This window comes from Corynebacterium sp. NML 120412, assembly GCF_002285155.1.
GTDB lineage: Bacteria > Actinomycetota > Actinomycetes > Mycobacteriales > Mycobacteriaceae > Corynebacterium > Corynebacterium gottingense.
Window position 1 is genome coordinate 116842 of record NZ_NSGL01000003.1, and the last position, 23990, is coordinate 140831.

The following is a 23990-nucleotide window of genomic DNA, read 5'->3' on the forward strand; positions in this document are numbered from 1 at the left end:
GGGTTAGCTCCTGCTCTCAAAAATGTCGATCATCTGGCGCTCGAGCGCGGCGACGTTATCAATCTCGCGCTGGATGGCGTGCGGGTCGGCGGCGTCGAGGACGTGGATGGTCCACTCGCGGTCGGCGAGGTTGATGTCCGTAACCGAGCCACCGGGCTGCAGGTTGTACGCGCAGGTGGCCAGGTACAGGACGAACTCGCTGCTCAGCCGCATGGGGACGGTGAGGATGGCGTTCTTCGGCGGCGCCGCGGGGCGCAGGGCGAGCCAGCTCACCTTCGCCGACGCGATGAGCAGGTCGCGCAGCCACGCCAGCCCGAACAGGACCAGCTTGCCCCACCGGACCTTGTAGCCGGCGTTGGGGATGTGCGGTAGCGGCAGCAGCAGCACGATCAGCAGCGCGAGCGCGAGCCCGGCGGCGACGTTGCCCCAGCTCAGCTCGCCCATCAGCAGCACCCACATGAGCGTCAGCCACACCACAAACAGCGGCCGGAACCGGTGCCTGACGCCTTGCATCGTCTCCAGCATCTACTCCTCACCTCCGTCGGTGCTCGTGCTTGTCTGCGCCTCCGCCCCCGGCGTCGCTTCCTCCGTATCCCCAGCGACGGGCGTGGGCACGGTCTCCGTGGAAACGCCCTCGCCGCCTTCGGGGGTTCGCTGGTCCCGCTCTACGTGGTGGCGGTCCAGGTTGTCGGATGCGCCGTAGTCCGAGTGCGGGGTGGTGAAGCGCTCGGGGCGCCGGGTCGGCTCGTCGCTGTCCGCCCCTACGGGGCCCTCCAGCACCGCGTTGCGGTAGATGGAGCTGTCCTGCGCCGACTCCGCCGCGCGGTCCGTGATGCTGGAGATCGGTCCTGCCAGGAAGGTGATGGACACGGAGGCGGCGACGAGCAGCGCCGTGGACAGGAGCATGCCCGCGGGCAGGCGGCCGACGTCGTCGCGCTGCTCAAACTGGGTGGTTTCGCCGCGCTCGGCAAGCAGGGACGGCCGCGCCATGGCCACGTTGCCCTCGGGGGCGTCGGCGCGGTCGCGCAGGAAGCCCTTGGACCAGACCAGGATCATGGCGTAGAGGGTGAGCAGCGAGGTCACCACCGCGCCGCCGATGAGGACCCAGGCCAGCCAGGACCCGTCGTCTGCGCCTGCCTGGATGAGCATTACCTTGCCCAGGAAGCCGGAGAACGGCGGGATGCCGCCCAGGTTGAGCGCGGGGATGAAATACAGGATGGCAATGATCGGGGCCGTGTACAGCAGGGAGCCCAGGCGCCGCAGCTGGGCGGACCCGGCCTGGCGCTCCACCAGCCCGACGACCAGGAACAGGGAGGTCTGCACGAGGATGTGGTGGACCGCGTAGAAGATCGCGCCGGACAGGCCCGTCATGGAGCCGAGCGCGATGCCAAAGATCATGTAGCCGATGTGCGAGACCAGCGTGAACGACAACAGTCGCTTGATGTCGTTCTGGGCAAGTGCGCCCATCACGCCGATGATCATGGTCAGCAGTGCCACCCACATGAGCAGGGTGTCCAGGGAGCCATCCGTAAACACGGTGGAGCGCATGCGGATGATCGCGTACACGCCCACCTTGGTCAGCAGGCCCGCGAACACGGCGGTGACCAGGGAGGCCGCGGTGGGGTAGGAGTCAGGCAGCCACGCGTCCAGCGGGAACACGGCCGCCTTGATGCCAAACGCAACAAGCAGGGTGGCAAAGATGGCGGCGCGGGTGCCGTCAGGGATCTCCTCCATGCGCATGCCCGCCTGCGCCATGTTTACGGTGCCCACGGCGGAGTAGACCAGGGCCAGGGCGACAAGGAAGACCATGGACGAGGCCATGGAGACCATCACGTAGCCGATGCCGCTGCGCACGCGCCCGGGTGAGGCGCCGAGGGTGAGCAGGACGTACGAGGCAACCAGGAAGATCTCAAACCCGACGTACAGGTTGAACAGGTCGCCGGCCAGGAAGGAGAGGTTCACGCCCATGCACAGGAGCATGTAGACGGGGAGGAAGACGGCGATGGGGTCGTCCTCGTCGCCGTCGCGAAGCCCCTGCGAGATGCCGTACCACATGACGGCGAAGAGCACGGTGGCGGAGACGAACAGCATGATGGTGGACAGCCGGTCCGTCACGAGCGTGATGCCCACGACGGCGTCCCAGCCGCCCATGTGCACGGTCTGGATGCCGTGGACGTCGGCGATGATGATCATGGCGCCGGCGATGAGGGCGAGCGCGAACAGCGTGGTGAGCGCGATGGCGCGCTGCAGCTGGACGTGCTTGCCCGAGACCAGGATGAGCGCCGCCGCGATGGCGGGCAGGATCAGCGGCATCACCGTCAGGTACGGCATGGCGGGCAGCGCCCAGTCGGCGAAGTCGAAGAGGCTACTGGTCATTCTCCGCCTCCTTCACGGGTGTCTCGAACGAGCGCGGGCCGAATGAGTCGCCGGACACGCTCGGCTTGCCGGTCTCCGGGTCGTCGGAGCGGTCGTGGTCCGGCGCGGCCGCAGGCGTGGTCGGCCGCTTCGCAATCGCGCGGTCCTCCTCGTCGCGCTCGATGATGTCGTCGGTGCGGTAACGGTACTGCCGGTACGCCAGCGCGAGCATGAACGCGCTCATGGCCATGGAGATCACGATGGCGGTGAGGATCATCGCCTGCGCGAGCGGATCCGCGCTGTCCGCGTACTGCTCGGATTCGCGCCCGAGAATCGGCGGCGAGCCCGCCTGCCCGCCGGACTGCAGCAGCAGGAGGTTCGCCCCGTTGCCAATCAGCAGCACGCCGAGGATCATGCGGGTCATCGCCCGATCCAGCATCATGTACACCCCGCACGCGATGAGCACGCCCGAGCCGATCAGGAGGAAGAGGTTCGCTTCCATCTACTTGCTCCCTTCTTGGGCTTGGTTGCTTATCGACGATCCCGCGCCTCCAGCCGAAGCCCGCTCGGACTCCCTGGCGGCGCGCCGCTGCGCCTGCTGCTCCCGGCGCCGCTTGTTCTTTTCCTGCAGCTCGCGGGCGCGGTCGCGGGCCCGCTGCTTGCGGGTGTCTTCCTCGCGGTCCAGGTACGCGCCCATGGAGCCGAGGATGTGCAAGGTGAGGCCGACGACGATGGCGTACACGCCGGCGTCGAAAACGAGCGCCGAGGGGACGTCGAACTCGCCGATGAGCGGCAGCGCCAGCGAGGCGTAGCCGGTGGTGAGCGGCGGGTTGCCAAAGAAGAGCGGTACCACCACGCACGCGGCGGAGAGGAGGATGCCCGTGCCCAGGATTTTCGCGGGGTCGACCGGCAGCGCCTCGTCGATCTCCGCGCGGCCGCCCGCCAGGTAGCGCAGCGTGAACGCGAGCGCGGCAACCAGGCCGCCCGCAAAGCCGCCGCCGGGGGCGTTGTGGCCGGAGAAGAAGAAGTAGAAGGACAGGAGCATGATCGACGGGAAGAGGATGCGCGTGACCACATCGACCATGATGGAGCGGTTCTGCGCCGTCTCCGAGTCCACGCCCGAGGCGAGCCAGCGGGGCTTGTTGGTGGACAGGGTGGGGCGCCGGGACTCGCGCCCGAACGTGCCCGTGCCGAAGATGAGGCTGGCCACGCCGGTGGCGGCGATGACCAGGACCAGGATCTCTCCAAAGGTGTCGGCGGCGCGCAGGTCCACGAGCAGCACGTTGACGGTGTTGCGGCCGTGGCCGATCTCGTACGCCAGGTCCGGCATGTACTTGGACACCGGGTCCTGCACGCGCGCCGACATCGCCGTCATGGCCACGATCACCACGGAGAGGCCCGTGCCGATGGAAAGCCAGGCGCGCAGCCGGTTGTCGTCGTTGCGCGGCTCCACCTCCGTGGGCATCTTGCGCAGGACCAGCATGAACACCACCATGACGATGGTCTCTACCAGAGCCTGCGTGAGCGCGAGGTCCGGGGCACCGTGCAGCGCAAAGATGAACGCGAGCGAGTAGCCGGTGAGGCCGACCATGACTACGCCGGACAGGCGGTTGCGCTGCAGCGTGGCAAAGATCGCCATGGCGCACAGGATGCAGACCACAAGGCCTTGCCACGGGTTGTCCCACAGCAACATGTGGATGTCGTTGCTCTGCCCCAGAATCAGCGCGGCGAGCGGGACCACCATGAGCGTGGCAAAGATGACCGCCAGGTTGATGGTCAGCGAGCCGCGCTGCGTCGACGCCGTGAGCTTGAGCGACGCGTTGCGGAGCTGGTGGAGGATGAGATCCCAGATCTCGTCGGCGTCGCCAAGTGCCGGCTTGTCAAAGCGGACCCTGCGGATCAGGTCGCGCTGCCAGAACAACACGGTGCCGGCCACGACGATCACCACGGTGAGCATGAGCGGGGTGGTGATGCCGTGCCACAGCTTCAACGGCGCGCCCTCGTCGCGCGGGAAGCGGACGTCCAGGTAGGAGTTGATGGCGTTGGACAGCCAGGCGGGCAGGAGCCCGAACGCGATGGTGGCCAGCGTGAGCATCGCCGGGGAGGCGGACAGCAGCGGGCCGATGTGGTGCATCTTTGCCACGGCGGGGGAGACGCCGGTTTCGCGGTGCTGCGCCTTCGTGGCGAACGCGCCCCACAGGAAGTACAGGGAGTAGCCCATTGTCAGGATGGAGCCGACCACCAGCACGACCAGCGTGATGTGGCCCGGCATGCCGTGCAGCGACTCCTCGTGCAGGATCGCCTCCAGCGCCGACTCCTTGGCAATGAATCCGAACAGCGGGGGCAGGCCCGCCATCGACGCCGCCGACACGACAGCCAGGAACGCGACGAAGGGTTCCTTGCGGCCCAGGCCGGAGAGCTCGCCGATGTCGCGGGTGCCGGTCGTGTGGTCGATCGCGCCGACGATCATGAACAGCGTCGCCTTAAACATGGAGTGCGCGAACGTGATGGCCAGGCCCGCCATCGTCGCCTCGCGCGAGCCCACGCCGATCACCGCGGTGATAAAGCCCAGCTGGGAGACCGTTCCATATGCCAGGATGAGCTTGAGGTCGCGCTGCTTCAGCGCCATCCACCCGCCGAGCAGCATGGTGAACAGGCCGGTGGAGATGACCACCAGGTGCCAGGTGCTCACGGCCGCCATGTCCGGCGCCAGACGGGCGACCAGGTAGATGCCCGCCTTCACCATCGCCGCCGAGTGCAGGTAGGCGGACACCGGGGTGGGCGCCGCCATCGCGCCGGGCAGCCAGAAGTGCCACGGGGCTTGGGCGGACTTGGTCAGTGCGCCGAGCATAATGAGCACGATCGCCGCCGAGATCGCCGGCGTGTTCTGGATGTCTGCGAACTGCGGGATCTGGCTGAGCTTCCAGATGCCCGCGTTGAACCCGAGCAGGTTGATGCCCACCAGCATGGCCAGCCCGCCCATGGTGGTGATCATGAGCGCCTGGATCGCGGCCCTGCGTGACGACGCCCGCTCGCCGTAGTACGAGACGAGCAGGTAGGACAGGATGGACGTCAACTCCCAGAACACGTACATGAGCAGGAAGTTGTCCGAGATGACCAGGCCGTACATGACGGTGGCGAACATGGTGAGCTCGCCGCCGAACTTGGCCAACCGGCGCGGGTTGGAGTCGAAGTAGCCCCAGCAGTACAGCAGGACGAGGGCACCGACGCCCAAAATGATCAGGGAGAACAACCCGGCCAGGGGGTCGAGGCGGAACTCCAGGTTGAGGTTGACGGAGGGCATCCAGGCGTAGCTGGCAACGATCTCGCCTTCGTCGGTAAAGATGCCCCGCTGGAACAGGCTGGCCATCCAGATGAAACCGCCGAGTGGGACCGTGGCGAGCAAGCCGAACGCTGCCCGGCCGCAGAACCTGATGAGCGGGGGTGCGGCAATCGTCGCGATGATGAGCGCGGCGAGCAGCGTGAGCAAAGTGCGGACCTCTCCTTGGGCATGTACGGATCGAGTTCTCATACCGAGCCCAACAAGCCCAACAAAGCGGCCCAAGGAGGCACAAAGCGGCCATGAATTGGAAACTCGTGCGAGTGTGTGGGGCGCGTCGAAAAGAATAGGCGCGGCCAATGCGTCCAACTGTACCGATTAGATAACTATTCCGCTACCGAATTGTGGCCGCATCGTGACCGCGCCCTGAGCGGCCGAGGGTGGCTTACTTGCCGTACTGGCGGAGGAAGCTGGCCTCGGCGACGGCGATGCGCTCGATCTCGGTCGGGTCGACGGACTCGTCCACGCCATGGATGCCGCAGGCGGGTTCCTCAACGCCGTAGAGGGCGATCTCAGCATCCGGGAACTGCTCCTGCAGCGTGTTGGTCAGCGGGATGGAGCCGCCCGAACCGATGAGGGTGAGCTTGTCGGTGCCGTACGCCTCGCGCAGGCACTCGCCGAGCTTCGCGGCGGCTGGGCGCTCCGGGTCGGTGGCAAACGGGGCGTTGACGCCGCTGATTTCCACGGTCACCTTGGCGCCCCAGGGGGTGTGGGCCTTGATGTGCTCCTCCATCTTCTGTGCGATCTCGGCGGCGTCTTGACCGGCCGGGACGCGCAGGTTGAACTGGGCCTCGGCGCGCGGGTTTACCGCGTTGACCGCTTCAGCGACCGGGGTGGAGGTAAAGCCGATCATGGTGACGGCCGGGCGTGCCCAGCACATGTCGGCGGGGTCGTCATCGACGGTGCCGAGGAGCTGGACGCCGTCGAGGACGCCCGCGTCGGTGCGGAAGGTGTCGCGCTCGTAGGCGTCGCCGGTCCACTTGGCGGTGGTGTCGACGCCGTCGATGGTGGTGCGCCCGTGCTCGTCGAAGAGCGAATCGGCGATGCGGATCAGGGCGTGGGCCGCGTCGGGGGCGGCGCCGCCGAAGCTGCCGGAGTGGATCGCGCCCTCGAGGGTTTCCACGGTGACCTTCACCTGGGCGCCGCCGCGCAGGGAGGTGGTCAGGGTGGGCTCGCCCACGGCGGCGTTGCCGGAATCGGCGATGAGGATGGCGTCGGCGCGGAAGATCTCCGGCTCAGCCTCGATGAGTTTGCCCAGGCCGTCGTCGCCGCCGAGCTCCTCGGAGCCCTCGACGACGACCTTCAGGCCGAGGTCGGTGCCGCCGGCGGCCTCGACCAGGCGCAGTGCCTCGAGGTGCATGGCCAGGTTGCCCTTGCAGTCGGCGGCGCCGCGGCCATACCAACGGCCGTCGCGCTCGGTGAGCTCGAACGGGTCATTCGTCCACACCGACGGGTCGCCCGCCGGGACGACGTCGTAGTGGGAGTAGAGGAGGACGGTCGGGGCGTCGCCCACCGGCTCCTTGACGGCGACGATGGTGTCCGCGTTGTCCACGGTGGCGTGGCGGGTCACGGTGAGACCCAGGCCCTCGAGGGCGGAGACGGTCCAGGCGCAGGCGGCCTCGTGCTGGTCGGCCAGCTCCGGGGTGGAGTGCGGGGAGTTGAAAGAGACCAGTTTGGCCAGGTCGGCGAAGATGCGTGTGCGGTCCGGTGTGAATTCACTCATGGGGGCGACGCTACCATTGGGGAAACGGTGGGCGTCGATAAGCAAATGGTGCTTGCACTCGCTGGGGGTGAGTGCTAAAAATGGGTCCTAGCACTCGGAGATGCCAAGTGCTAAGCGGGTGAGGCTGCACCACTCAGCAGCCGTGCCGTCGCGGGCGCCTGCTTGAACCGACGAATTGAGTACTCGTTCCACAATAAATAAGGAGCAACAAACTCACATGGCAAAGACCATTGCATTCGACGAGGAAGCACGCCGCAGCCTCGAAAACGGCCTGAACACCCTGGCAGACGCCGTGAAGGTGACGCTTGGCCCGAAGGGGCGCAACGTTGTCCTGGAGAAGTCTTGGGGCGCGCCGACCATTACGAACGATGGCGTGACTATCGCGAAGGAAATCGAGCTCGAGGATCCGTACGAGAAGATCGGCGCCGAGCTGGTGAAGGAAGTTGCCAAGAAGACTGACGATGTCGCTGGCGACGGCACCACCACCGCAACCGTCCTGGCCCAGGCGCTCGTGCGCGAGGGTCTGCGCAACGTTGCGGCCGGCTCCAACCCGATGGGCATTAAGCGCGGCATCCAGGCCGCGACCGACAAGGTGTCCAAGCACCTGCTCGACTCCGCGAAGGAAGTGGAGACCCAGGAGCAGATCGCTTCCACGGCCGGCATCTCCGCCTCCGACCCGGAGATCGGTGCCAAGATCGCCGAGGCGATGTACGCGGTTGGCAACGGCACCGTGAACAAGGAGTCCGTCATCACGGTCGAGGAGTCCAACACCTTCGGTGTTGAGCTCGAGGTGACCGAGGGTATGCGCTTTGACAAGGGCTTCATCTCCGCCTACTTCGCCACCGACATGGAGCGCGGCGAGGCCGTGCTGGAAGACCCGTACATCCTGCTGGTCTCCGGCAAGATCTCCAACGTCAAGGAGCTCGTCCCGGTCCTGGAGCAGGTCATGCAGTCGGGCAAGCCGCTGCTCATCGTTGCTGAGGACGTCGAGGGCGAGGCCCTGTCCACCCTCGTGGTGAACAAGATCCGCGGCACCTTCAAGTCCGTCGCCGTGAAGGCACCGGGCTTTGGCGACCGCCGCAAGGCGATGCTGCAGGACCTGGCTATTCTCACCGGCGGTCAGGTCATCTCCGAGGAGGTCGGCCTGTCCCTGGAGACCGCCGGCATCGAGCTGCTCGGCCAGGCACGCAAGGCCGTCATTACCAAGGACGAGACCACCCTGGTCCAGGGCGCTGGCGACCAGGCCCAGATCGAGGGCCGCGTAAAGCAGATCCGCGCCGAGATCGAGCACTCCGACTCCGACTATGACCGCGAGAAGCTGCAGGAGCGCCTGGCCAAGCTGGCCGGCGGCGTTGCGGTGATCAAGGTCGGCGCCGCCACCGAGGTGGAGCTCAAGGAGCAGAAGATGCGCATCGAGGACGCCGTGCGCAACGCCAAGGCTGCCGTGGAGGAGGGCATTGTCGCCGGCGGTGGCGTGGCCCTGCTGCAGGCGGCCAAGGAGCTCGAGGGCGACCTGGAGCTGACCGGCGACGAGGCTACGGGCGTGAAGATCGTCCGCGAGGCACTCTCCGCCCCGCTGAAGCAGATCGCCCACAACGCAGGCCTGGAGCCGGGCGTCGTTGCGGACAAGGTTGCCAACCTCCCCGCGGGCCAGGGCCTGAACGCCGCGACCGGCGAGTACGTTGACATGCTCTCCGAGGGCATCAACGACCCGGCCAAGGTGACCCGCTCCGCGCTGCAGAACGCCGCGTCCATCGCTGGTCTGTTCCTGACCACCGAGGCTGTCGTTGCTGACAAGCCGGAGCCGGCTGGCGCCGCAGGTGCCGGCATGGACCCGGAGGCCATGGGCATGATGTAAGCCCGTTTGCGCCCGAAACGCCCCGAGTAGCCCCGCGCTGCTTGGGGCGTTTTGCTGTCTCCTTCGGCCCCTTCCAGCCCGTATACCCCCGTATGTGGGGAAATGTCCGTCTCTGTGGGGGCATTGCTTATCGACGCCACCGCAACCCCCGTTACGCCGCCCCGCCGGAGTTAAGAGACAGTTAACTTAGTAGCACCATAACAAAGCTGTAACGGCGCAGGTTGGCGGTGAACCTTGGAAAAAGGTTGCGTTTGGGTGAACAAACTCTCAAATGGGGGCCGATTTTGGCGAGGAAAAAGTTTCGCCGAAACACTTGCGAGCTCACAATGCTGTGGCAAAATACTTCGTGTGATGCCCCACGGCGGGTGTCAGGACACTGTCAATCAAGAGCCAGACATTCTGGCACCTACACGTAAGGGGAAAACAATGGGTGACCTCTCTACCATCGCTGACATGCTGAAGGACTTCGGCAAGTTTGGTAAGAACTTCGTCGAGCTGTTCCGCGGCATCCCGGACATCCTGATCCGCTTCGGCTCCCTGGGCACCGCTGCCAAGGAGCTCCCGAACGACACTGCCTCCAAGTAGTCGTCTCTCGCGCGTCCATTTTCGGCAACGCGCAAACTTCAACACTCACCTCATTGGCCTTGGATAGGGTCACTCGTTAAAAGGAGAACATCATGGAAGCACTTCAGAACTGGGCATTTCTGTCCTCTGACGCACACGTTGCAGGCGCACTGCTCGGCATCCTGGGCGCAGTTGCTAAGGCGGCTGGCAACCTGGGCGAGCTGATCGGCCTTGTCGCGTAAGACAAACCGCCTTACAACCCCGCCGCTGCGCGGGGTTGTTTTGCGTTTAAGGCGTCTCTTTGGTCGCGTGCGCGGAACCGGCGAAGCGCAGCTTGAGCTGGAGGCTCCCCGCCCGAAGCCGGAAGCAACTCAGCCGGCCAAGGATCCCAGCGCGCTCGCATCCGAGGAGAAGCTGGTCGCTCCGGTGCCGGAATCGACTCGGAGGGCCCCGGACCCGAAGCCCGCGGCGAAGGCCCACAACGCACACCAGGCGGACACCCCGGCGAAACTGACCTCCGATTCCACCTCTCAATCTTCCATCGAACACAAACCCCAGACGGGCGGTAAACTTAAGGACATGGCTGACCACAAGGATGATGAACTCCCTTTGATCGACTTGGCAGAGGTCGAGGGCTGGGTTGTTGACGATACTGATGAAGACGATCCGGTGCTCATGATGCCGGACGGCACGCCGATTCAGACCTGGCGTGAGAATTACCCGTACGACGAGCGCCTGAGCCGCGCGGAGTACGAGAAGGAAAAGCGCGCGCTGCAGATCGAGCTGCTGAAGTGGCAGAACTGGACCAAGGACACGGGCCAGCGCCACATCATCCTTTTCGAGGGGCGCGACGCCGCCGGCAAGGGCGGCACCATTAAGCGCTTCAACGAGCACCTCAACCCGCGTGGTGCCCGTACGGTTGCGCTGGAGAAGCCCAGCCCGCGCGAGTCCACCTCGTGGTACTTCCAGCGCTACATTGAGCACTTCCCGTCCGCGGGCGAGATCGTGTTCTTTGACCGCTCCTGGTACAACCGCTCGGGCGTCGAGCGCGTCATGGGCTTCTGCACCGAGTCGCAGCACGCGGAGTTCCTCCGCGAGGTACCGATGCTGGAGAACATGATCCTGGGCTCCGGCATCTCGCTGACCAAGTTCTGGTTCTCCGTGACCCAGCGCGAGCAGCGCACCCGCTTTGCCATCCGCCAGGTGGACCCGGTCCGCCAGTGGAAGCTGTCCCCGATGGACCTGGCCTCGCTGGACAAGTGGGACGACTACACCCGCGCCAAGGAGGAGCAGTTCCGCTACACCGATACGGACGAGTCCCCGTGGGTGACCATCAAGTCCAACGACAAGAAGCGCGCCCGCCTCAACGCGATGCGCTACATCCTGTCCAAGTTTGAGTACACGAACAAGGACCACGAGCTCGTCGGCGAGCCGGACCCGCTGATTGTCAAGCGCGGCCGCGACCAGATCGGCGACTAAGCTCGCGCCTCATTGCCCGGTCCCCGTGGGGGCCGGGCTTTTCGCTTATCGACGCCCCTACTGGTCCTCGTCCTGCAGAATCGCCTTCGACAGCTTCTTCAGGCTCTTGAGCTGCTTGGCGCTGGACGCGTCGAGGGCGCGGTCCTCAGCATCGGCGACCTCCGCGGCGAGCGTCCCCAACGCCTTGGAGCCCTTCTTGGTCGCGGTGACGATCTGGCGGCGCCGGTCCTTCGGGTCGCGGTCGCGCTTGACCCAGCCCAGTTTCTCCAGCGAATCGACGAGGCGGACCATGTCGGAGGCGTCAACAGCCAGCAGGCTGGACAGCTGCGACTGCGACAGCGCAGTGTTGTCAACGCAGGTGAGTACCCAAAAGCCGCGCATGCTCACGTCGTGCTTGAGCAGGGTGCGCTCCACCTCTTCCTTGGTGTGGCGGCGGACCCGCTCGATTTGGAAGGACGGGGACTTAGTGAGTGCGTTGGGGAGCTCGTCGTGCGTTGCCATGCCCACATCATACGGTTAGTTGGCTAATTCAATCAATTACAGGTGCGCGGAAAACTGCCCCCGCCGGGCGGTGTGTTTTGCCGGGGTAGGTGGCTATTCCGTGGGAAGGTCGGCGGCGAGCCAGGCGTCTGTGCCACCAGCGACGTTGATGACATTGTCCCAACCGCGGGCCTGCTCCAGGTACTCGGCGGCGTGGGCTGAGCGGCCGCCGGACTTGCAGATGACGTAGATGTCCTGGTCCGGGTCGATCTTGTCTGCTAGGCCGACAAAGTTGGACAGGGGAAGATTGACAGCGCCCGCGGCGTGGGCGATGGCGAACTCGTCGGGCTCGCGGACGTCGATAAGCTGTGCTCCCTGCGGTACTTCTGTGACATTGACTGTTTTCATGGGGCCGATCCTATACGCTATTGCGCCATGGGATCCCGGAGACCGCGTCGCCCGCAGTGGGTGTATTGGGTGCGGCGCGCGATGGTGCTTGCGGTGCTGGTGGCGGTGTTAGCGCTGCCGGTGGCGCTGCTGAGCCGATGCGGGGGAGGGGAGCCGGGTGAGGTGGGCCCGATTGGGCAGTCGCGGCCGGTGGAGATGGCAGTGCCGCAGATAGGCTTGCGCGCCGAGTTTGAGAAGGGGGATTGCCGGGTGAAGGACGGCGCGATCAATCCGGCGTCGATGGGCAAGGCGTGCGCGTACACGGCGGAGGGGAAGCCGTATCAGCTCCCGGGCCCGGGTGCTGGCGACCTTGTCGTGGTGGCGGGGCACACCGGCGCGGCGGTGCACGGTGTGTTTGACGGGCTGTACGACGCGCGCGCGAATGCGCACAACGTGCGCGAGGGGGACACGCTTTACCTGCGCACGCAGGATTCGCGCGCGGCGGGCAAGTGGTTGGAGTACCGCGCGACGGACCTGCACGACCCGGAGAAGGAGGGGCTGGCTGACGACGCCTCCGTGTGGGGCACCGAGCCCATGCCCGGTCGCTTGCTCACCATCTCCTGCATCCAGCCGGTGAACCCACTTGCCGCGGCGGTGCGCAACGCGGTGGTGGGGTGGCAGTTTGCGGGCGTGGTGGACGACGCGACGGTGGACGCCGCCGAGTAGCCGGCGGACCCGCGAGACAATCGTTGCCAATGTGTTACGTGTGACTCCTGGGAAAACGCGCCATCTCTGTGTAAAGTCTAAAGGTGAACTTGAGAGTGACCCTCGCTCGAGACAGGAGACCACCATGAACCGCATTTCCCTCGCCGTCGCCTTTGCCGGTGTGCTCACGCTCACCGCGGCCCCGCTCGCCAGCGCTCAGGACCTCCCCGCCGAGGTGACGGACGCCCTCGGCGCCACCTACTTCCTCAACCAGGCTGGGGACCACTACGTGTCCGACGCCAACCTCGTCGCCACCCCCTACGCGCAGCTGAGCGCCGACGACCAGGAGCGTGCGGTCGACGTGACCAGGGCAGCAGTCGCAGGGCTTATCGACGCCCCCGCGCCCGCCCCCTCCGCCCCGGCTGCTCCCGCCGACGCGCCGGAGAGCCAGCAGGGCGACCAGCCTGCCACCCCGGTGCAGCCCGACGCGGACCAGGCGCCGGCGGAGCAGGTGCTCGACGCGGACGCGGTGGACTCGAACAACCCGGCGCCAGTTGCCGGCGGCCTGGTCGCGCTCCCGTCTGTGCTGAATGTGGACGGGCAGACCTACTACCTGAACAAGGACGGCGCCACCTACGTTGCTGACGTGGCCCGCGTTGCTGAAACCCCGACGCGGGAGGAGGCGGAGGCCTCGGCGCAGCTGGTGACGGACAACGCTGGTGCGATCCGTGAGCAGGGGTTGGAGGAGGCCCGGGCCGGTGGTAAGACCGAGCAGGCCGACGGTGAGGCAGCACCCGCTGTGGAGGTGCAGCAGCAGGCCGCGCCCGTGACCGCGGATGCTGTTGCCGGCGCGGCCGAGGTACAGGCCCGCGGCATGGCTGCCGAGACCGGCTCCAACACAGTGGCGCGCGCGCTCGTGGCGCTGTTGATCGCCTCCGCGGTCGGCGCAGCGGTCTTTGTGGTGGGACGCCGGTACCTGGTGTAGCCCTGTGGACGCCGCCGGCTGGATCGTCGGCTGCGTGGGGCGCTCGCATGATGTGCGGGCGCCCCCTTTTTGTGTCCTACCTCCTGGTTTTCTATCCCCCCCGTTTGCTCACACCCGAGCGAGGTGCTGTGGCGAAGAACACCCAGGGGTTGAGTGTGCTTCACCGCACTTTGGGCAACCTTTGGTGTTTTAGTCAAACGTTCAATTTCCCAGGTCGGGGGTCTTAGCTATTTGGCTAAGAAGTGCAAACGAGCTGCATAAATGTCTGCATGTTAAATTTACGCCCGCGCCACCGGCACCTGCACCCCCAACACCGTCACCGCGCGCAATACGGGCGGCGAGCTCACCCCGGCCGACAACGTCGCCACCGCGCCGTGCCCCGTGCAGCTGCGCGTGCGCAAGGTGGATCACCAGGATCGCACCGTGGCCCTCGAGGCCGGCCTTGAGCTTCGTCCGCTTATCGACGCCCCGTCGTCCCCCATTCCCCTCGCCCCAACCCCCGACGGCTTCCTCACCACCGGAGCCGCCCTCGAGCGCGGCCGGGAGTACCAGCTTGTGGAGACGAAGGCGCCCGCCGGCTACTCACTGCTCGCCGAGCCGATTGTGCTGCGCGTCGTGCGCGAGGGGGAGACGGACGTCCTTGAGTTCCGCGGACCCGACGGCGCGTTTTCTCAGGATTCGCCGATGGTGGGGCTGTGGGCGGGCGCGCCAGGGGAGAACGTGCAGCTCATCGACGCCGCGAACACCGTCAGTGTCTCCCTCGCCAACGTGCGCCAGGGGAACCTGCCCAAGACTGGTGGTGCGGGGCTTATAGTGTGGGTGGGCGTGGCGTCGATAATGCTCAGCGCTGGTTTCTGCGGGCTGTGGCGGCGCGGACGGCGAACTGGCTAATTGGTGGGCGAAGCTGTACTCTTTCTAAGCACGCCGTTAGTCATCTCTTAAAAAGGTCATCCCCACGTGTCTTCCCGAAAGTATCTCGCCGCCGCGCTCGGCGCCTCCTTGTTGATTGTCAACGCCCCCTCCGCGCACGCGTACAGCGGAGAGGTCGATCCGCTCGACGCGCAGTGCAAGACTGATACTGCGCTGGCGAACCAGGGGAAGGAGCTCCCGAACGTGGAGCGCTACTTCTTCGGCTCGAACCAGAGCAACATCCACGGCAACACGCTCAAGGTCTACAACACCACCGCCTACGGCGAGCACCTGAAGGAGGCCATGGACGCGTGGATCAAAGCCACCGGCGGTCTGCTGCGTGTGGAGTACGTGGACCACCGGGACCCCGAAGCCGTGATGCTGGAGCTCGGGTCCTTGCCTGGGATTACTGCGGGCCGCCAGCAAGGCACGCCCGGCAACAACCCTCGCGTGACGTTGAATCAGGCGCTGTACGCCAACCCGGCGAACGTCCACCACGCCAGCATGGTGATGACGATCGCCCACGAGATGGGCCACGCCATGGGGCTCGCGCACTCCTGCAGCGGGGCGCTGATGAAGAACGGCACAAACCGAGGCGATCTGGCCCTGCTGCCGCAGAAGCTCGACGTGCAGATCCTGCTGCAGACGCACCCGCAGCTGCGCGAGCTGGGCGGGCAGCCTATGACGAGCGAGGCGTCGCAGCCGGCGGAGGAGACTTCAGTTTCGGCGGAGCCGTCCGTGGAGACTTCGGCGGAGCCCGAGCCTTCCGTCGAGCCGGAACCCTCGGAGACCTTCGTGCCGGAGACTACGGAATCCACGGCGACCTCGGCGGAACCGGAACCGTCAGTGGGGCCGGAACCAACCGTGGCGCCCGAGCCGTCGGAAACTGCCGCGCCGGAGACCTCAGTGCCGTCGCCGGTTGCCATCACGACGGAGCCGACACCAACGGAGCTGCCGCCTATCGACGTCCCCAAGCCCGCCACCATGGCAGACGCTGAGCAGGCCGTCGAAGACTACTCGGAGAAGTACCAGCAGGCACTTGCAGACGCCAAGGCAGCGGAGGACGCAGGCGATGCTGCACGCGCCGCAGCGCTGCAGCAGCACGCCGACCGGTACCTCGCCGCGTTCTTTGAGGCTGCCGACAACCGCGATGCGCTGGAGGCGGAGCTGAAGGCGAGCAGCGAGCCAACGTCTGAAGCTACTTCTGAGCAGCCGAAGCCTGCGGAGGAATCTACCCCGGCCGCCCCGACGACTACTACGGCTAAACCTGTGGCCTCGAAGCCGCAGTCGACGACGTCGGCCGCCGAGTCTCCGACGAGCAAGGCGCCCACTACCGCGAAGCCCGCTCCGAAGACAACTGCGGATACGCCGAAGACGTCCGTCAAGCCTGCAATGACGACGCAGGAGACGTCGACGGCATCGGCGGAGGCGTCCACGACGGTTGCGCCGGCGACCACTACCGTGAAGCCTGTGGCCTCGAAGCCGCAGTCGACGACGTCGGATTCCGAGACCCCGACGAGTAAGGCGACCACGCCCACTCCGAAGACAACTGCGGATACGCCAAAGACGTTCACTAGGCCTGCAATGACGACGCAGGAGACGCCGACGACATCGGCGGAGACGTCCACGACGGTTGCACCGGCGACCACTACCGTGAAGCCTGTGGCCTCGAAGCCGCAGTCGACGACGTCGGCCGCCGAGTCTCCGACGAGTAAGGCGACCACGCCCGCCCCGATGACGACAGTGGCAACGCCCAAGGCAACCACTGAGCGAGTCTCAACGACCACTGTTGCGAAGCCGGTGGCGTCGACTCCGCGGGAGTCCACGGCGGAGGTGACGGATGTGTGGGCGTCGACAAGCACTCAGGCGCCTGCGACCACGAGGGAAACGGCGCCTACCGTTGGCCCGGTCGACGTGGCGGAGTCCGCGCCGACGGAAACTCGCTGGCCGTGGCCGGCGCTCCCGGAGCGCCCGACCAACACGACCAGTCCGATCAGCACGACCAGCGAAACCACCAGCGTCGCAACCCCGACCAGCGCCACCCCCGAGCCGACCGAGGACAGCACCGCGACGACGCAGCCGACGGTGACCACCACGCCGACGGAGCCGGCCGACGCCCAAGATGCGTCCGGCAGTGCGTCAAGCGAGCGTGAGGGGTCGAGCGGTGGGACCATTGCCGCGATTGTGATCCCGCTGGTGCTGGGGCTCATCGGCATCCTCGGCGCCGGGTGGGCGTGGGCCGGCGGCCTGATTCCGGGGGTTCCGGCGCCGAATTTCTAAGCGCGTCGAAAAACCAGGATGGTAACCAGAGGATGGTGATTAGTCGAGTAACGTCTCGCAAACTCGCGGCTGTTACTCGGTTGATCACCATCCTGACGTTCCCATCCTCTGGTTACCATCCTGTCGCCTCACCGCGCGAACGGAGCCACCCGCCCCCGCAAAAACAGCAAAGGCCCGGGCCGCCAAGAAACGGCAAGCCCGGGCCAGCAAAGCAAAAGGCGCTACTTCTTGTACGCCTCGACGGCTGCCTGCAGGATCTTCTCCGCCTCAGCCTTGTCGCCCCAGCCGGAACCGGTGACTTCCTTGTTCGGCTCCAGGTCCTTGTAGTGGACGAAGAAGTGCTCGATTTCGTTCTTCAGGAAGTCGGAAACGTCGGAAATGTCCTGGTAGCCCTCGTAGCGGACGTCGTCGATGACGCAGAGCAGCTTGTCGTCGCCGCCGGCCTCGTCGGTCATCTTGAACACGCCGATCGGGCGCGCGGCGACAACAACGCCGGGGAACACGGGCTCCGGGGTGATGACGAGTGCGTCGAGGGGGTCGCCATCGTCGGCAAGCGTGTGCTCGATGTAGCCGTAATCAGCGGGGTATGCCATCGGGGTGAACAGGTAACGGTCGAGGTGGACGCGGCCGGTCTCGTGGTCGACCTCGTACTTGTTGCGCGAGCCCTTCGGGATTTCGATGATGACCTCGGTAGCCATTGTTGCTCCTTTGCTTCGAGTGATGGTTCGGCTCACCATCATACGTGGGCTAGGGTTAGTGCCCGTGAAAGTATGGACTTGGGTAGTGGGCGCGCTCGCGCTCGGAGCTGTCGGCACCGTCGCGGGGTTCGGCGTCGCGGCGCAGCGCGATCTCGCATCGCTTGAGCACGCGCCGGCCTACGCGCTGCAAGCCCCGCCCGGTCTCCTCACGCCCGCGGAGGGGTCGCCGGTTGATGAGCAGTTGCTTATCGACGCCCTCTCGTCCCCCGCCGCAAACCCGGACCTTGGGACCTTCCACGCCCGGATTTCCAACGCCGCCACAGGCGAGGTCGTCTTTGACCAGCACGCGAACGAGCCGCTGCGGCCGGCTTCCGTGACCAAGATCCTCACCGCCGCGGCCGCGCTCTACCAGCTCGGCCCGGAGGATACGCTGTCCACCGCGGTGGTGCGCGGCGCGAACCCGGGCGAGGTGACCATCCTGGCCGGTGGCGACGTCTGGCTCGACGACGAAGCTTTGGATGCGCTCGCCGCCCAGGTCAGCAACGTCGGAGACGCCGTCGACACCGTCACCATCGACACGTCCTCCTGGGACGGCATGGAGGAGTACCCCGAAAGCTGGGACCCGGAGAACGTGGACGCCGGCTTCGTGGCGCCGATGCAGCCCGCGATGCTCTCCGGCGGCCGGCTCGGCGGGGCGACGGAGGGCGACGTCCCGCGCACCCACACCCCGGCCCTGGACGTGGCGCAGGCGCTGGCGAACCGGCTGGGGGCGGCGAACGTCGCCGTCGCCGATGGCCCGGCGCCCGCGGACGCGGAGGTCGTGGCGTCGGTGGAGTCGCCGACCCTGCTCGAGCGGATGCGGGTGATGATGCGCAACTCCGACAATGTTTACGCCGAGGCGATCGGGCGCGAGCTCGCGCTGGCGCGGGGCACGACCGACGCGCCGCAGGCTGCCCTGGACACGCTCGCGGAGCAGGGCTTCGACGTCAGCGGCACCACCCTCTTGGACAACTGCGGGCTTTCGGACGCGAACCGCATCCCGCCCGCGCTGCTTGATGGCGTTCTACTCTCCTCAGCCACCGAAGCACCGATCCGCGACCTACTGGGCACCCTGCCCGTCGCCGCGGGCGAGGGCACCCTCGCCTCCCGCTACGGCGACCTGGCCGGCCGCGGCTGGGTGCGCGCGAAGACCGGCACGCTCGATGAGACCTCCGCGCTCGCAGGCACCGTCACCAGCGTGAACGGCAACGTCTACACCTTCGCGTTCATCTCCAACGACTCGTCCATCCTGGAGGCGCGCCAGGGGATGGACCAGCTCGCCTCCGTCCTCCGCGACTTCTAGCCATGGCCGCGCAGCCGTTCTGGCCCCGCACCTCGCCCCACTTCCTGGCCTGTCGGCGCGCCGTCCGCGCCGCCGCAGACGCGCCCGCTGCGCCCGCGGGCCTGATTCGCTCGCGCTCGTCGCCGCCGCGGCCGCTGAAGGCATCCCGGCGCGCGCCGTGGTGGTGGACCACGGGCTGCAGGAGGGCAGCGGTGGCGTCGCAAAGCGTGCCGCCGAGCAGGCGCGAGGCTTTGGCGTCACGGCCGAGGTCGTGGAGGTGGCGGTGCCGCGCGGCGGGAACCTGGAGGCCGCGGCCCGCGAAGCCCGCTACGCCGCGCTCTTCGCCCACGGTGGCGAGGTATGGGTGGCGCACACCGCCGACGACCAGGCCGAAACGCTGCTGCTCGGCGCGCTGCGCGGCAACCCGTCCGGCATGGCGCCGCGCGCCGGGCGCCTCGTGCGCCCCTTCCTGCCCATCCGCCGCGCGGATACGGTCGGCGCGTGCGCCGAGCTCGGCGTGACCCCGTGGGAGGATCCGATGAACGGGGACCCCGCGTTTCGTCGAGTAGCGCTGCGCACGCGCATCATCCCCGCGCTCACCGAGCTCCTTGGTGGCGACGCCGTGCCGCCGCTGGCGCAGACCGCCGACCGGATCGCGGCCGCGCAATCGCTTCTCGACGCCCCCGCGACCACCTCCTGCGACGAACTCGCCGCCCTGCCCAGCGCCGTGCGCCGCTCCCGGATCCACGCGTGGCTTGTCAGCGCAGACGTGCGCCCCAACCGCGGGCAACTCGCCGCCATCGAGCGGCTCATCACGCATTGGAACGGTCAGGTCGGCGTGGACATGGCCGGGGGAGTGCGCGTGCGCCGGGTGGGCGGCGAACTCACCCTCGAGCGGCGCGAGTAACGCCGCTTGAGGGGTTGCGCGATACTCAACACGACCGCGATCGCTCTCGCCGCTCCCGCAGCTCCCGCGGCAGAACACCCCGCGATCCCGGGCTCCTCCTGCGGCCTGTTCACCGGCTCGTCCGCCCTCTCCTCAGACCCAGCCCTCTTCTTTGCTCACCCGGTCGCCGCGCTGATCGGTGCCCTGCTCGCGCCGTGCCTGCAATACGGGCTGGATACCCGCCCGCCGGAGGACCGCTGCAAGTAGTCCTCCCGTTGTTGTCGCAGGCGGGGAAGAGGTGGCAGTATGAAGGAGTTGTAAGCCAACAGGAGATGGAAGGGCCCAACCATGACCGAGCTGTACACCAAGAAGGATTTCAACGTCCCCGCGAACCGCTACGGTGACGACGTTGAGGCCATCCTGCTGACTGAGGACGACCTGCAGGCCCGCATCCAGGAGCTGGCGGACATGGTCTCGGAGAAGTACAAGGACGCCGAGCAGGACCTCATCCTGGTGTGCGTGCTCAAGGGCGCGGTCTTCTTCCTCACCGACTTTGCCCGCAAGCTTTCCATCCCGGCCGAGATGGAGTTCATGGCTGTGTCCTCCTACGGCAACTCCACCACCAGCTCTGGCGTGGTGCGCATTCTCAAGGACCTGGACAAGGAGATCGCCGACCGCGACGTGCTCGTGGTGGAGGACATCATCGATTCCGGCCTGACCCTGTCCTGGCTGCTGAAGAACCTGAGCGGCCGCGGCCCGAAGAGCCTCGAGGTCATCACGCTGCTGCGCAAGCCCGAGGTGCAGACCGCCAAGATCGACCTGCTCGACGTCGGCTTTGACATCCCCAACGAGTTCGTCATCGGCTACGGGCTCGACTACGCGGAGCGCTACCGCGACCTCCCGTACGTGGGCACGCTGCACCCGCGCGTGTACTCCGAGGGCCAGTAGGCCCCTCCAGGCGACAACTAACTGCGACGACAAGTAAGACCCAAAAAACTGTATGACTAGAAATAAAAACGTGTTGCGGTGGGGCATTTTCGCCGCCATCGCGCTCATCGCGCTGTACGTCCTGACGCTGTTTGGAGACGACACGCGCAACTACCAAACGGTCGACACGTCCGTTGCCGTCGAGCAGCTGCACAACTCCAACGCGCAGGAGGTGCAGATCGACGACCGCGAGCAGCGCGTCCGCATCGAGCTGCGCGAGCCGATCACGGTGGACGAGCACGAGGGCATCGAAGCCATCTCCGCCCAGTACCCGGCGCGCACCACGCAGGAGATTTTCGACGCCGTGCGCGAGTCCGGGGCCGACAAGTACAAGACGAACGTGACGCAGGAGTCCTTCCTCCTGTCCATGCTGGGCTTCATGCTGCCGATGATCCTGGTCTTCGGCCTGATCTCCTACATGATGTACCGCATGCAGTCCGGCGGCGGCATGTTTGGCATCGGCGGCTCGAAGGCGAAGCAGCTGACCAAGGACAACCCGACCAACACCTTCGCGGACGTCGCGGGCGCCGACGAGGCCGTCGATGAGCTGCAGGAGGTCGTCGACTTCCTCATGGACCCGGGCGTCTACGAAAAGCTGGGCGCGAAGATCCCGCGCGGCGTGCTCCTCTACGGCCCTCCCGGTACCGGTAAGACCCTGCTGGCCCGCGCCGTGGCTGGCGAGGCCGGCGTGCCGTTCTACTCCATCTCCGGCTCCGACTTCGTGGAAATGTTCGTTGGCGTGGGCGCCTCCCGCGTGCGCGACCTGTTCAAACAGGCCCGGGAGAACAGCCCCTGCATCATCTTCGTCGACGAGATCGACGCCGTCGGCCGCCAGCGCGGCTCCGGCATGGGCGGCGGCCACGACGAGCGCGAGCAGACCCTCAACCAGCTGCTGGTGGAGATGGACGGCTTCGGCGACCGCGAGGGCGTCATTCTCATCGCGGCGACCAACCGCCCCGACATCCTGGACCCCGCCCTGTTGCGCCCGGGCCGTTTCGACCGCCAGATCCCGGTGACCAACCCGGACCTGGCCGGCCGCGCCCAGATTCTCAAGGTCCACGCCAAGGGCAAGCCGTTGGCCAAGGACGTCTCCCTCGACGCGCTGGCCAAGCGCACCGCCGGCATGTCGGGCGCGGACCTGGCCAACGTGCTTAACGAGGCCGCCCTGCTCACCGCCCGCGTCGGCGGCAACGTCATCACTACCGACGCGCTCGAGGAGGCGACCGACCGCGTGATCGGCGGCCCGCGCCGCTCCACCAAGATCATCTCCGAGCAGGAGAAGAAGGTCACCGCCTACCACGAGGGCGGCCACACCCTGTCCGCGTGGGCGCTCAAAGACATCGAGCGCGTCTACAAGGTCACCATCTTGGCCCGCGGCCGCACGGGCGGCTTCGCCATGACCGCGGACGAGGACGACAAGGGCATGTACAACCGCAATGAGCTGTTCGCCCGCATGGTCTTCGCCATGGGCGGCCGCTCCGCCGAGGAGCTCGTCTTCGGCGCGCCCACCACCGGTGCCTCCAACGACATCGAGCAGGCCACGAAGATTGCCCGCGCGATGGTCACGGAGTACGGCATGACCTCCTCGCTCGGCGCCGTGAAGTACGGCCAGGAGCAGGGCGATCCGTTCTCCGGCAAGGGCGGCGGAGGCTCGCTGGAGTATTCGCCGGCCGTCGCCGCCAAGATCGACGAGGAAATGCAGGCGCTTCTCGACGAAGCCCACCAGGTGGCCTACCGCACCCTCGAAAAATACCGCGACCAGCTGGACGCGCTAGCCTCCGCACTCTTGGAGAAGGAGACCCTGCGCCGCCCGGACCTGGAGCAACTGTTCACCGACATCGAGCCGGTGCGCCCCGAGCTGCCCGCCCACGACGCCCGCTTCCACCAGCAGATCGGCCGCGAGCCGGTCAAGACGCCGGTGGAGCTGGCGAAGGAACGCGGCGAGGAGCCGCCGAAGCGCTTCTCCATCCTGGAAGCGTCGAAGGCGACGCGTGAGCGTCGTCAGCGGGAGCGCCAGCAGCGTCAGCAGGGCCAGCAGGGTGGCAACCACTGGCGTCCGGGCAAGCCGGGCAAGGACGACGACGGCTCGTCGCAGTGGACCCCGCCGACCGGTGGCAGCCGCCCGAACTACGGCGGCCCGACGCCGCCTCCGGGCTGGACCTACCCGGGGGATGGCCAGCAGGGCCAGCAGGGCCAGCACCCGGGGATGCGCAACTACGCGCCGACCCCGGACCAGCCGGAGCAGCCGGACAACGAGACCGCCGAGATCGGTTTCCGCCTCCCCGACAACGAGCGCCCCGACGAGTCGTACTACAACGATGATGCGGAAGGCCGCGGCGGCAGCACCGCCTACCGCCCCGCGTCCGAGGACATGACCCGCCAGCTGCCGCGGCACCGGAAAGAGGACCGCGACAGCAACAGCGACAACCACCCCAATGACCCAGAGGACCGACCCAACAATGACCAATAAGTTTGACCAGCAGCGCGCCGAAGCCGCGGTGCGCGAACTGCTCATCGCCGTGGGTGAAGACCCGGACCGCGAGGGCCTCAAGGAGACGCCAGCGCGCGTCGCCCGCGCCTACGAGGAGGTCTTCGCCGGCCTCCACACCGACCCCACCGAGGTCCTGGAGAAGACGTTCGCGGAGAACCACCAGGAGCTGGTCCTCGTGCGCGACATCCCGATCTACTCCACCTGCGAGCACCACCTCGTGCCCTTCTACGGCAAGGCGCACGTGGGCTACATCCCGGGCAAGGACGGCAAGGTCACCGGGCTGTCCAAGCTCGCCCGCCTCACGGACATGTACGCCAAGCGGCCGCAGGTGCAGGAGCGGTTGACGGGGCAGGTGGCTGACGCGATCGTCGATAAGCTTGGTGCTTCCGCAGTCATCGTGGTGGTCGAATGCGAGCACCTGTGCATGGCTATGCGGGGGATCCGCAAGCCAGGCGCCGTGACCACCACCTCCGCGGTGCGCGGCGGCTTCCAGTCCAACGCGGCCTCGCGCGCCGAGGTCATGAGCCTGATAAGGAGCTAGC

The 23990-nt window shown here is 66.9% G+C and carries 22 protein-coding genes; 14 read left to right on the top strand and 8 right to left on the bottom strand.

Going from position 1 to position 23990, the window contains the following annotated elements:
- Nucleotides 1-3: 3 nt before the first annotated feature.
- The 5 genes from CKJ84_RS08770 to CKJ84_RS08790 all read right to left on the bottom strand — a co-directional run bounded on the left by CKJ84_RS08770 (nucleotide 4) and on the right by CKJ84_RS08790 (nucleotide 7418).
- On the bottom strand, nucleotides 4-525 hold the full coding sequence (locus CKJ84_RS08770) for a Na+/H+ antiporter subunit E (RefSeq protein ID WP_233125625.1): 522 nt from the start codon (nucleotides 523-525) through the stop codon (nucleotides 4-6).
- Nucleotides 526-2376: a Na+/H+ antiporter subunit D gene (locus CKJ84_RS08775; protein WP_095546689.1), complete on the bottom strand. Its 1851-nt coding sequence runs from the start codon at nucleotides 2374-2376 to the stop codon at nucleotides 526-528. It abuts the gene before it with no gap.
- Nucleotides 2366-2857, bottom strand: a complete 492-nt coding sequence (locus CKJ84_RS08780) for a Na(+)/H(+) antiporter subunit C (protein WP_095275614.1) — start codon at nucleotides 2855-2857, stop codon at nucleotides 2366-2368. Before CKJ84_RS08780 ends, CKJ84_RS08775 begins: the two co-directional genes overlap by 11 nt.
- Entirely contained in the window at nucleotides 2858-5845 is a 2988-nt protein-coding gene (locus CKJ84_RS08785) for a Na+/H+ antiporter subunit A (protein WP_095546690.1), read from the bottom strand.
- A 235-nt stretch (nucleotides 5846-6080) separates the two neighbouring features.
- Complete coding sequence (locus tag CKJ84_RS08790; protein WP_095546691.1) at nucleotides 6081-7418, bottom strand: dipeptidase; 1338 nt, start codon at nucleotides 7416-7418, stop codon at nucleotides 6081-6083.
- A 217-nt stretch (nucleotides 7419-7635) separates the two neighbouring features.
- Between CKJ84_RS08790 and groL the strand changes: the two genes are divergently transcribed.
- The 4 genes from groL (at nucleotide 7636) to ppk2 (ending at nucleotide 11319) form a co-directional block, all read left to right on the top strand.
- Nucleotides 7636-9276 (top strand): chaperonin GroEL, encoded by a 1641-nt coding sequence (gene groL / locus CKJ84_RS08795; RefSeq protein WP_095546692.1) that lies wholly within the window; start codon nucleotides 7636-7638, stop codon nucleotides 9274-9276.
- Between the two features lie 426 nt (nucleotides 9277-9702).
- The gene (locus CKJ84_RS12235) at nucleotides 9703-9861 is read left to right on the top strand and encodes a hypothetical protein (RefSeq protein WP_158221635.1); all 159 of its coding nucleotides are present in this window, start codon (nucleotides 9703-9705) and stop codon (nucleotides 9859-9861) included.
- Between the two features lie 92 nt (nucleotides 9862-9953).
- Entirely contained in the window at nucleotides 9954-10082 is a 129-nt protein-coding gene (locus CKJ84_RS12610) for a hypothetical protein (protein WP_255396015.1), read from the top strand.
- 337 nt (nucleotides 10083-10419) lie between these two features.
- Complete coding sequence (gene ppk2, locus CKJ84_RS08800) at nucleotides 10420-11319, top strand: polyphosphate kinase 2 (protein ID WP_095275641.1); 900 nt, start codon at nucleotides 10420-10422, stop codon at nucleotides 11317-11319.
- Nucleotides 11320-11376: 57 nt separating this feature from the next.
- Here ppk2 and CKJ84_RS08805 read toward each other — a convergent pair whose 3' ends face one another.
- Together CKJ84_RS08805 and CKJ84_RS08810 are read right to left on the bottom strand one after the other, a co-directional pair.
- Nucleotides 11377-11820: a MarR family transcriptional regulator gene (locus CKJ84_RS08805; RefSeq protein WP_095546693.1), complete on the bottom strand. Its 444-nt coding sequence runs from the start codon at nucleotides 11818-11820 to the stop codon at nucleotides 11377-11379.
- Nucleotides 11821-11913: 93 nt separating this feature from the next.
- Nucleotides 11914-12207: a rhodanese-like domain-containing protein gene (locus tag CKJ84_RS08810; RefSeq protein ID WP_095275609.1), complete on the bottom strand. Its 294-nt coding sequence runs from the start codon at nucleotides 12205-12207 to the stop codon at nucleotides 11914-11916.
- Nucleotides 12208-12234: 27 nt separating this feature from the next.
- Here CKJ84_RS08810 and CKJ84_RS08815 point away from each other — a divergent pair, with 27 nt between their 5' ends.
- The 4 genes from CKJ84_RS08815 (at nucleotide 12235) to CKJ84_RS08830 (ending at nucleotide 17065) form a co-directional block, all read left to right on the top strand.
- Complete coding sequence (locus CKJ84_RS08815; protein WP_095546694.1) at nucleotides 12235-12912, top strand: hypothetical protein; 678 nt, start codon at nucleotides 12235-12237, stop codon at nucleotides 12910-12912.
- A gap of 124 nt (nucleotides 12913-13036) precedes the next feature.
- The gene (locus CKJ84_RS08820; protein WP_095546695.1) at nucleotides 13037-13876 is read left to right on the top strand and encodes a hypothetical protein; all 840 of its coding nucleotides are present in this window, start codon (nucleotides 13037-13039) and stop codon (nucleotides 13874-13876) included.
- 381 nt (nucleotides 13877-14257) lie between these two features.
- Nucleotides 14258-14767: a SpaA isopeptide-forming pilin-related protein gene (locus CKJ84_RS08825; protein ID WP_095546696.1), complete on the top strand. Its 510-nt coding sequence runs from the start codon at nucleotides 14258-14260 to the stop codon at nucleotides 14765-14767.
- 66 nt (nucleotides 14768-14833) lie between these two features.
- The gene (locus CKJ84_RS08830) at nucleotides 14834-17065 is read left to right on the top strand and encodes a hypothetical protein (RefSeq protein WP_095546697.1); all 2232 of its coding nucleotides are present in this window, start codon (nucleotides 14834-14836) and stop codon (nucleotides 17063-17065) included.
- A gap of 221 nt (nucleotides 17066-17286) precedes the next feature.
- Here the strand turns inward: CKJ84_RS08830 and CKJ84_RS08835 are convergent, their stop codons facing one another.
- Nucleotides 17287-17763 carry an inorganic diphosphatase gene (locus CKJ84_RS08835; RefSeq protein WP_095546698.1) on the bottom strand — a complete coding sequence of 159 codons (477 nt, stop codon included), beginning with the start codon at nucleotides 17761-17763 and terminating at the stop codon, nucleotides 17287-17289.
- 64 nt (nucleotides 17764-17827) lie between these two features.
- Here CKJ84_RS08835 and dacB point away from each other — a divergent pair, with 64 nt between their 5' ends.
- The 6 genes from dacB (at nucleotide 17828) to folE (ending at nucleotide 23989) form a co-directional block, all read left to right on the top strand.
- The gene (dacB, locus tag CKJ84_RS08840) at nucleotides 17828-19105 is read left to right on the top strand and encodes a D-alanyl-D-alanine carboxypeptidase/D-alanyl-D-alanine-endopeptidase (protein ID WP_095546758.1); all 1278 of its coding nucleotides are present in this window, start codon (nucleotides 17828-17830) and stop codon (nucleotides 19103-19105) included.
- A 157-nt stretch (nucleotides 19106-19262) separates the two neighbouring features.
- Nucleotides 19263-19991, top strand: a complete 729-nt coding sequence (locus CKJ84_RS08845) for an ATP-binding protein (RefSeq protein ID WP_233125627.1) — start codon at nucleotides 19263-19265, stop codon at nucleotides 19989-19991.
- 6 nt (nucleotides 19992-19997) lie between these two features.
- Nucleotides 19998-20237, top strand: coding sequence for a hypothetical protein (locus CKJ84_RS12085; RefSeq protein WP_143340351.1), 240 nt, complete (start codon nucleotides 19998-20000; stop codon nucleotides 20235-20237).
- Between the two features lie 90 nt (nucleotides 20238-20327).
- Nucleotides 20328-20918 carry a hypoxanthine phosphoribosyltransferase gene (gene hpt / locus CKJ84_RS08850; RefSeq protein WP_095546759.1) on the top strand — a complete coding sequence of 197 codons (591 nt, stop codon included), beginning with the start codon at nucleotides 20328-20330 and terminating at the stop codon, nucleotides 20916-20918.
- Nucleotides 20919-20970: 52 nt separating this feature from the next.
- A complete protein-coding gene (gene ftsH / locus CKJ84_RS08855) occupies nucleotides 20971-23427 on the top strand; it encodes an ATP-dependent zinc metalloprotease FtsH (protein ID WP_095546699.1) in 2457 nt (818 codons plus the stop codon).
- Nucleotides 23417-23989 carry a GTP cyclohydrolase I FolE gene (gene folE / locus CKJ84_RS08860; RefSeq protein WP_095275596.1) on the top strand — a complete coding sequence of 191 codons (573 nt, stop codon included), beginning with the start codon at nucleotides 23417-23419 and terminating at the stop codon, nucleotides 23987-23989. The genes ftsH and folE overlap by 11 nt, the downstream gene beginning before the upstream one ends.
- The last annotated feature ends 1 nt before the right edge of the window (nucleotide 23990 follow it).

Coding starts and splice junctions, on each gene's coding strand:
- CKJ84_RS08790 (WP_095546691.1), bottom strand. CDS start 7,418: ATGAGTGAATTCACACCGGACCGCACACGCATCTTCGCCGACCTGGCC.
- CKJ84_RS08780 (WP_095275614.1), bottom strand. CDS start 2,857: ATGGAAGCGAACCTCTTCCTCCTGATCGGCTCGGGCGTGCTCATCGCG.
- groL (WP_095546692.1), top strand. CDS start 7,636: ATGGCAAAGACCATTGCATTCGACGAGGAAGCACGCCGCAGCCTCGAA.
- CKJ84_RS08775 (WP_095546689.1), bottom strand. CDS start 2,376: ATGACCAGTAGCCTCTTCGACTTCGCCGACTGGGCGCTGCCCGCCATG.
- folE (WP_095275596.1), top strand. CDS start 23,417: ATGACCAATAAGTTTGACCAGCAGCGCGCCGAAGCCGCGGTGCGCGAA.
- CKJ84_RS12610 (WP_255396015.1), top strand. CDS start 9,954: ATGGAAGCACTTCAGAACTGGGCATTTCTGTCCTCTGACGCACACGTT.
- CKJ84_RS08805 (WP_095546693.1), bottom strand. CDS start 11,820: ATGGCAACGCACGACGAGCTCCCCAACGCACTCACTAAGTCCCCGTCC.
- CKJ84_RS12235 (WP_158221635.1), top strand. CDS start 9,703: ATGGGTGACCTCTCTACCATCGCTGACATGCTGAAGGACTTCGGCAAG.
- CKJ84_RS08815 (WP_095546694.1), top strand. CDS start 12,235: ATGGGATCCCGGAGACCGCGTCGCCCGCAGTGGGTGTATTGGGTGCGG.
- CKJ84_RS08810 (WP_095275609.1), bottom strand. CDS start 12,207: ATGAAAACAGTCAATGTCACAGAAGTACCGCAGGGAGCACAGCTTATC.
- ftsH (WP_095546699.1), top strand. CDS start 20,971: ATGACTAGAAATAAAAACGTGTTGCGGTGGGGCATTTTCGCCGCCATC.
- CKJ84_RS08770 (WP_233125625.1), bottom strand. CDS start 525: ATGCTGGAGACGATGCAAGGCGTCAGGCACCGGTTCCGGCCGCTGTTT.
- CKJ84_RS08820 (WP_095546695.1), top strand. CDS start 13,037: ATGAACCGCATTTCCCTCGCCGTCGCCTTTGCCGGTGTGCTCACGCTC.
- ppk2 (WP_095275641.1), top strand. CDS start 10,420: ATGGCTGACCACAAGGATGATGAACTCCCTTTGATCGACTTGGCAGAG.
- CKJ84_RS08835 (WP_095546698.1), bottom strand. CDS start 17,763: ATGGCTACCGAGGTCATCATCGAAATCCCGAAGGGCTCGCGCAACAAG.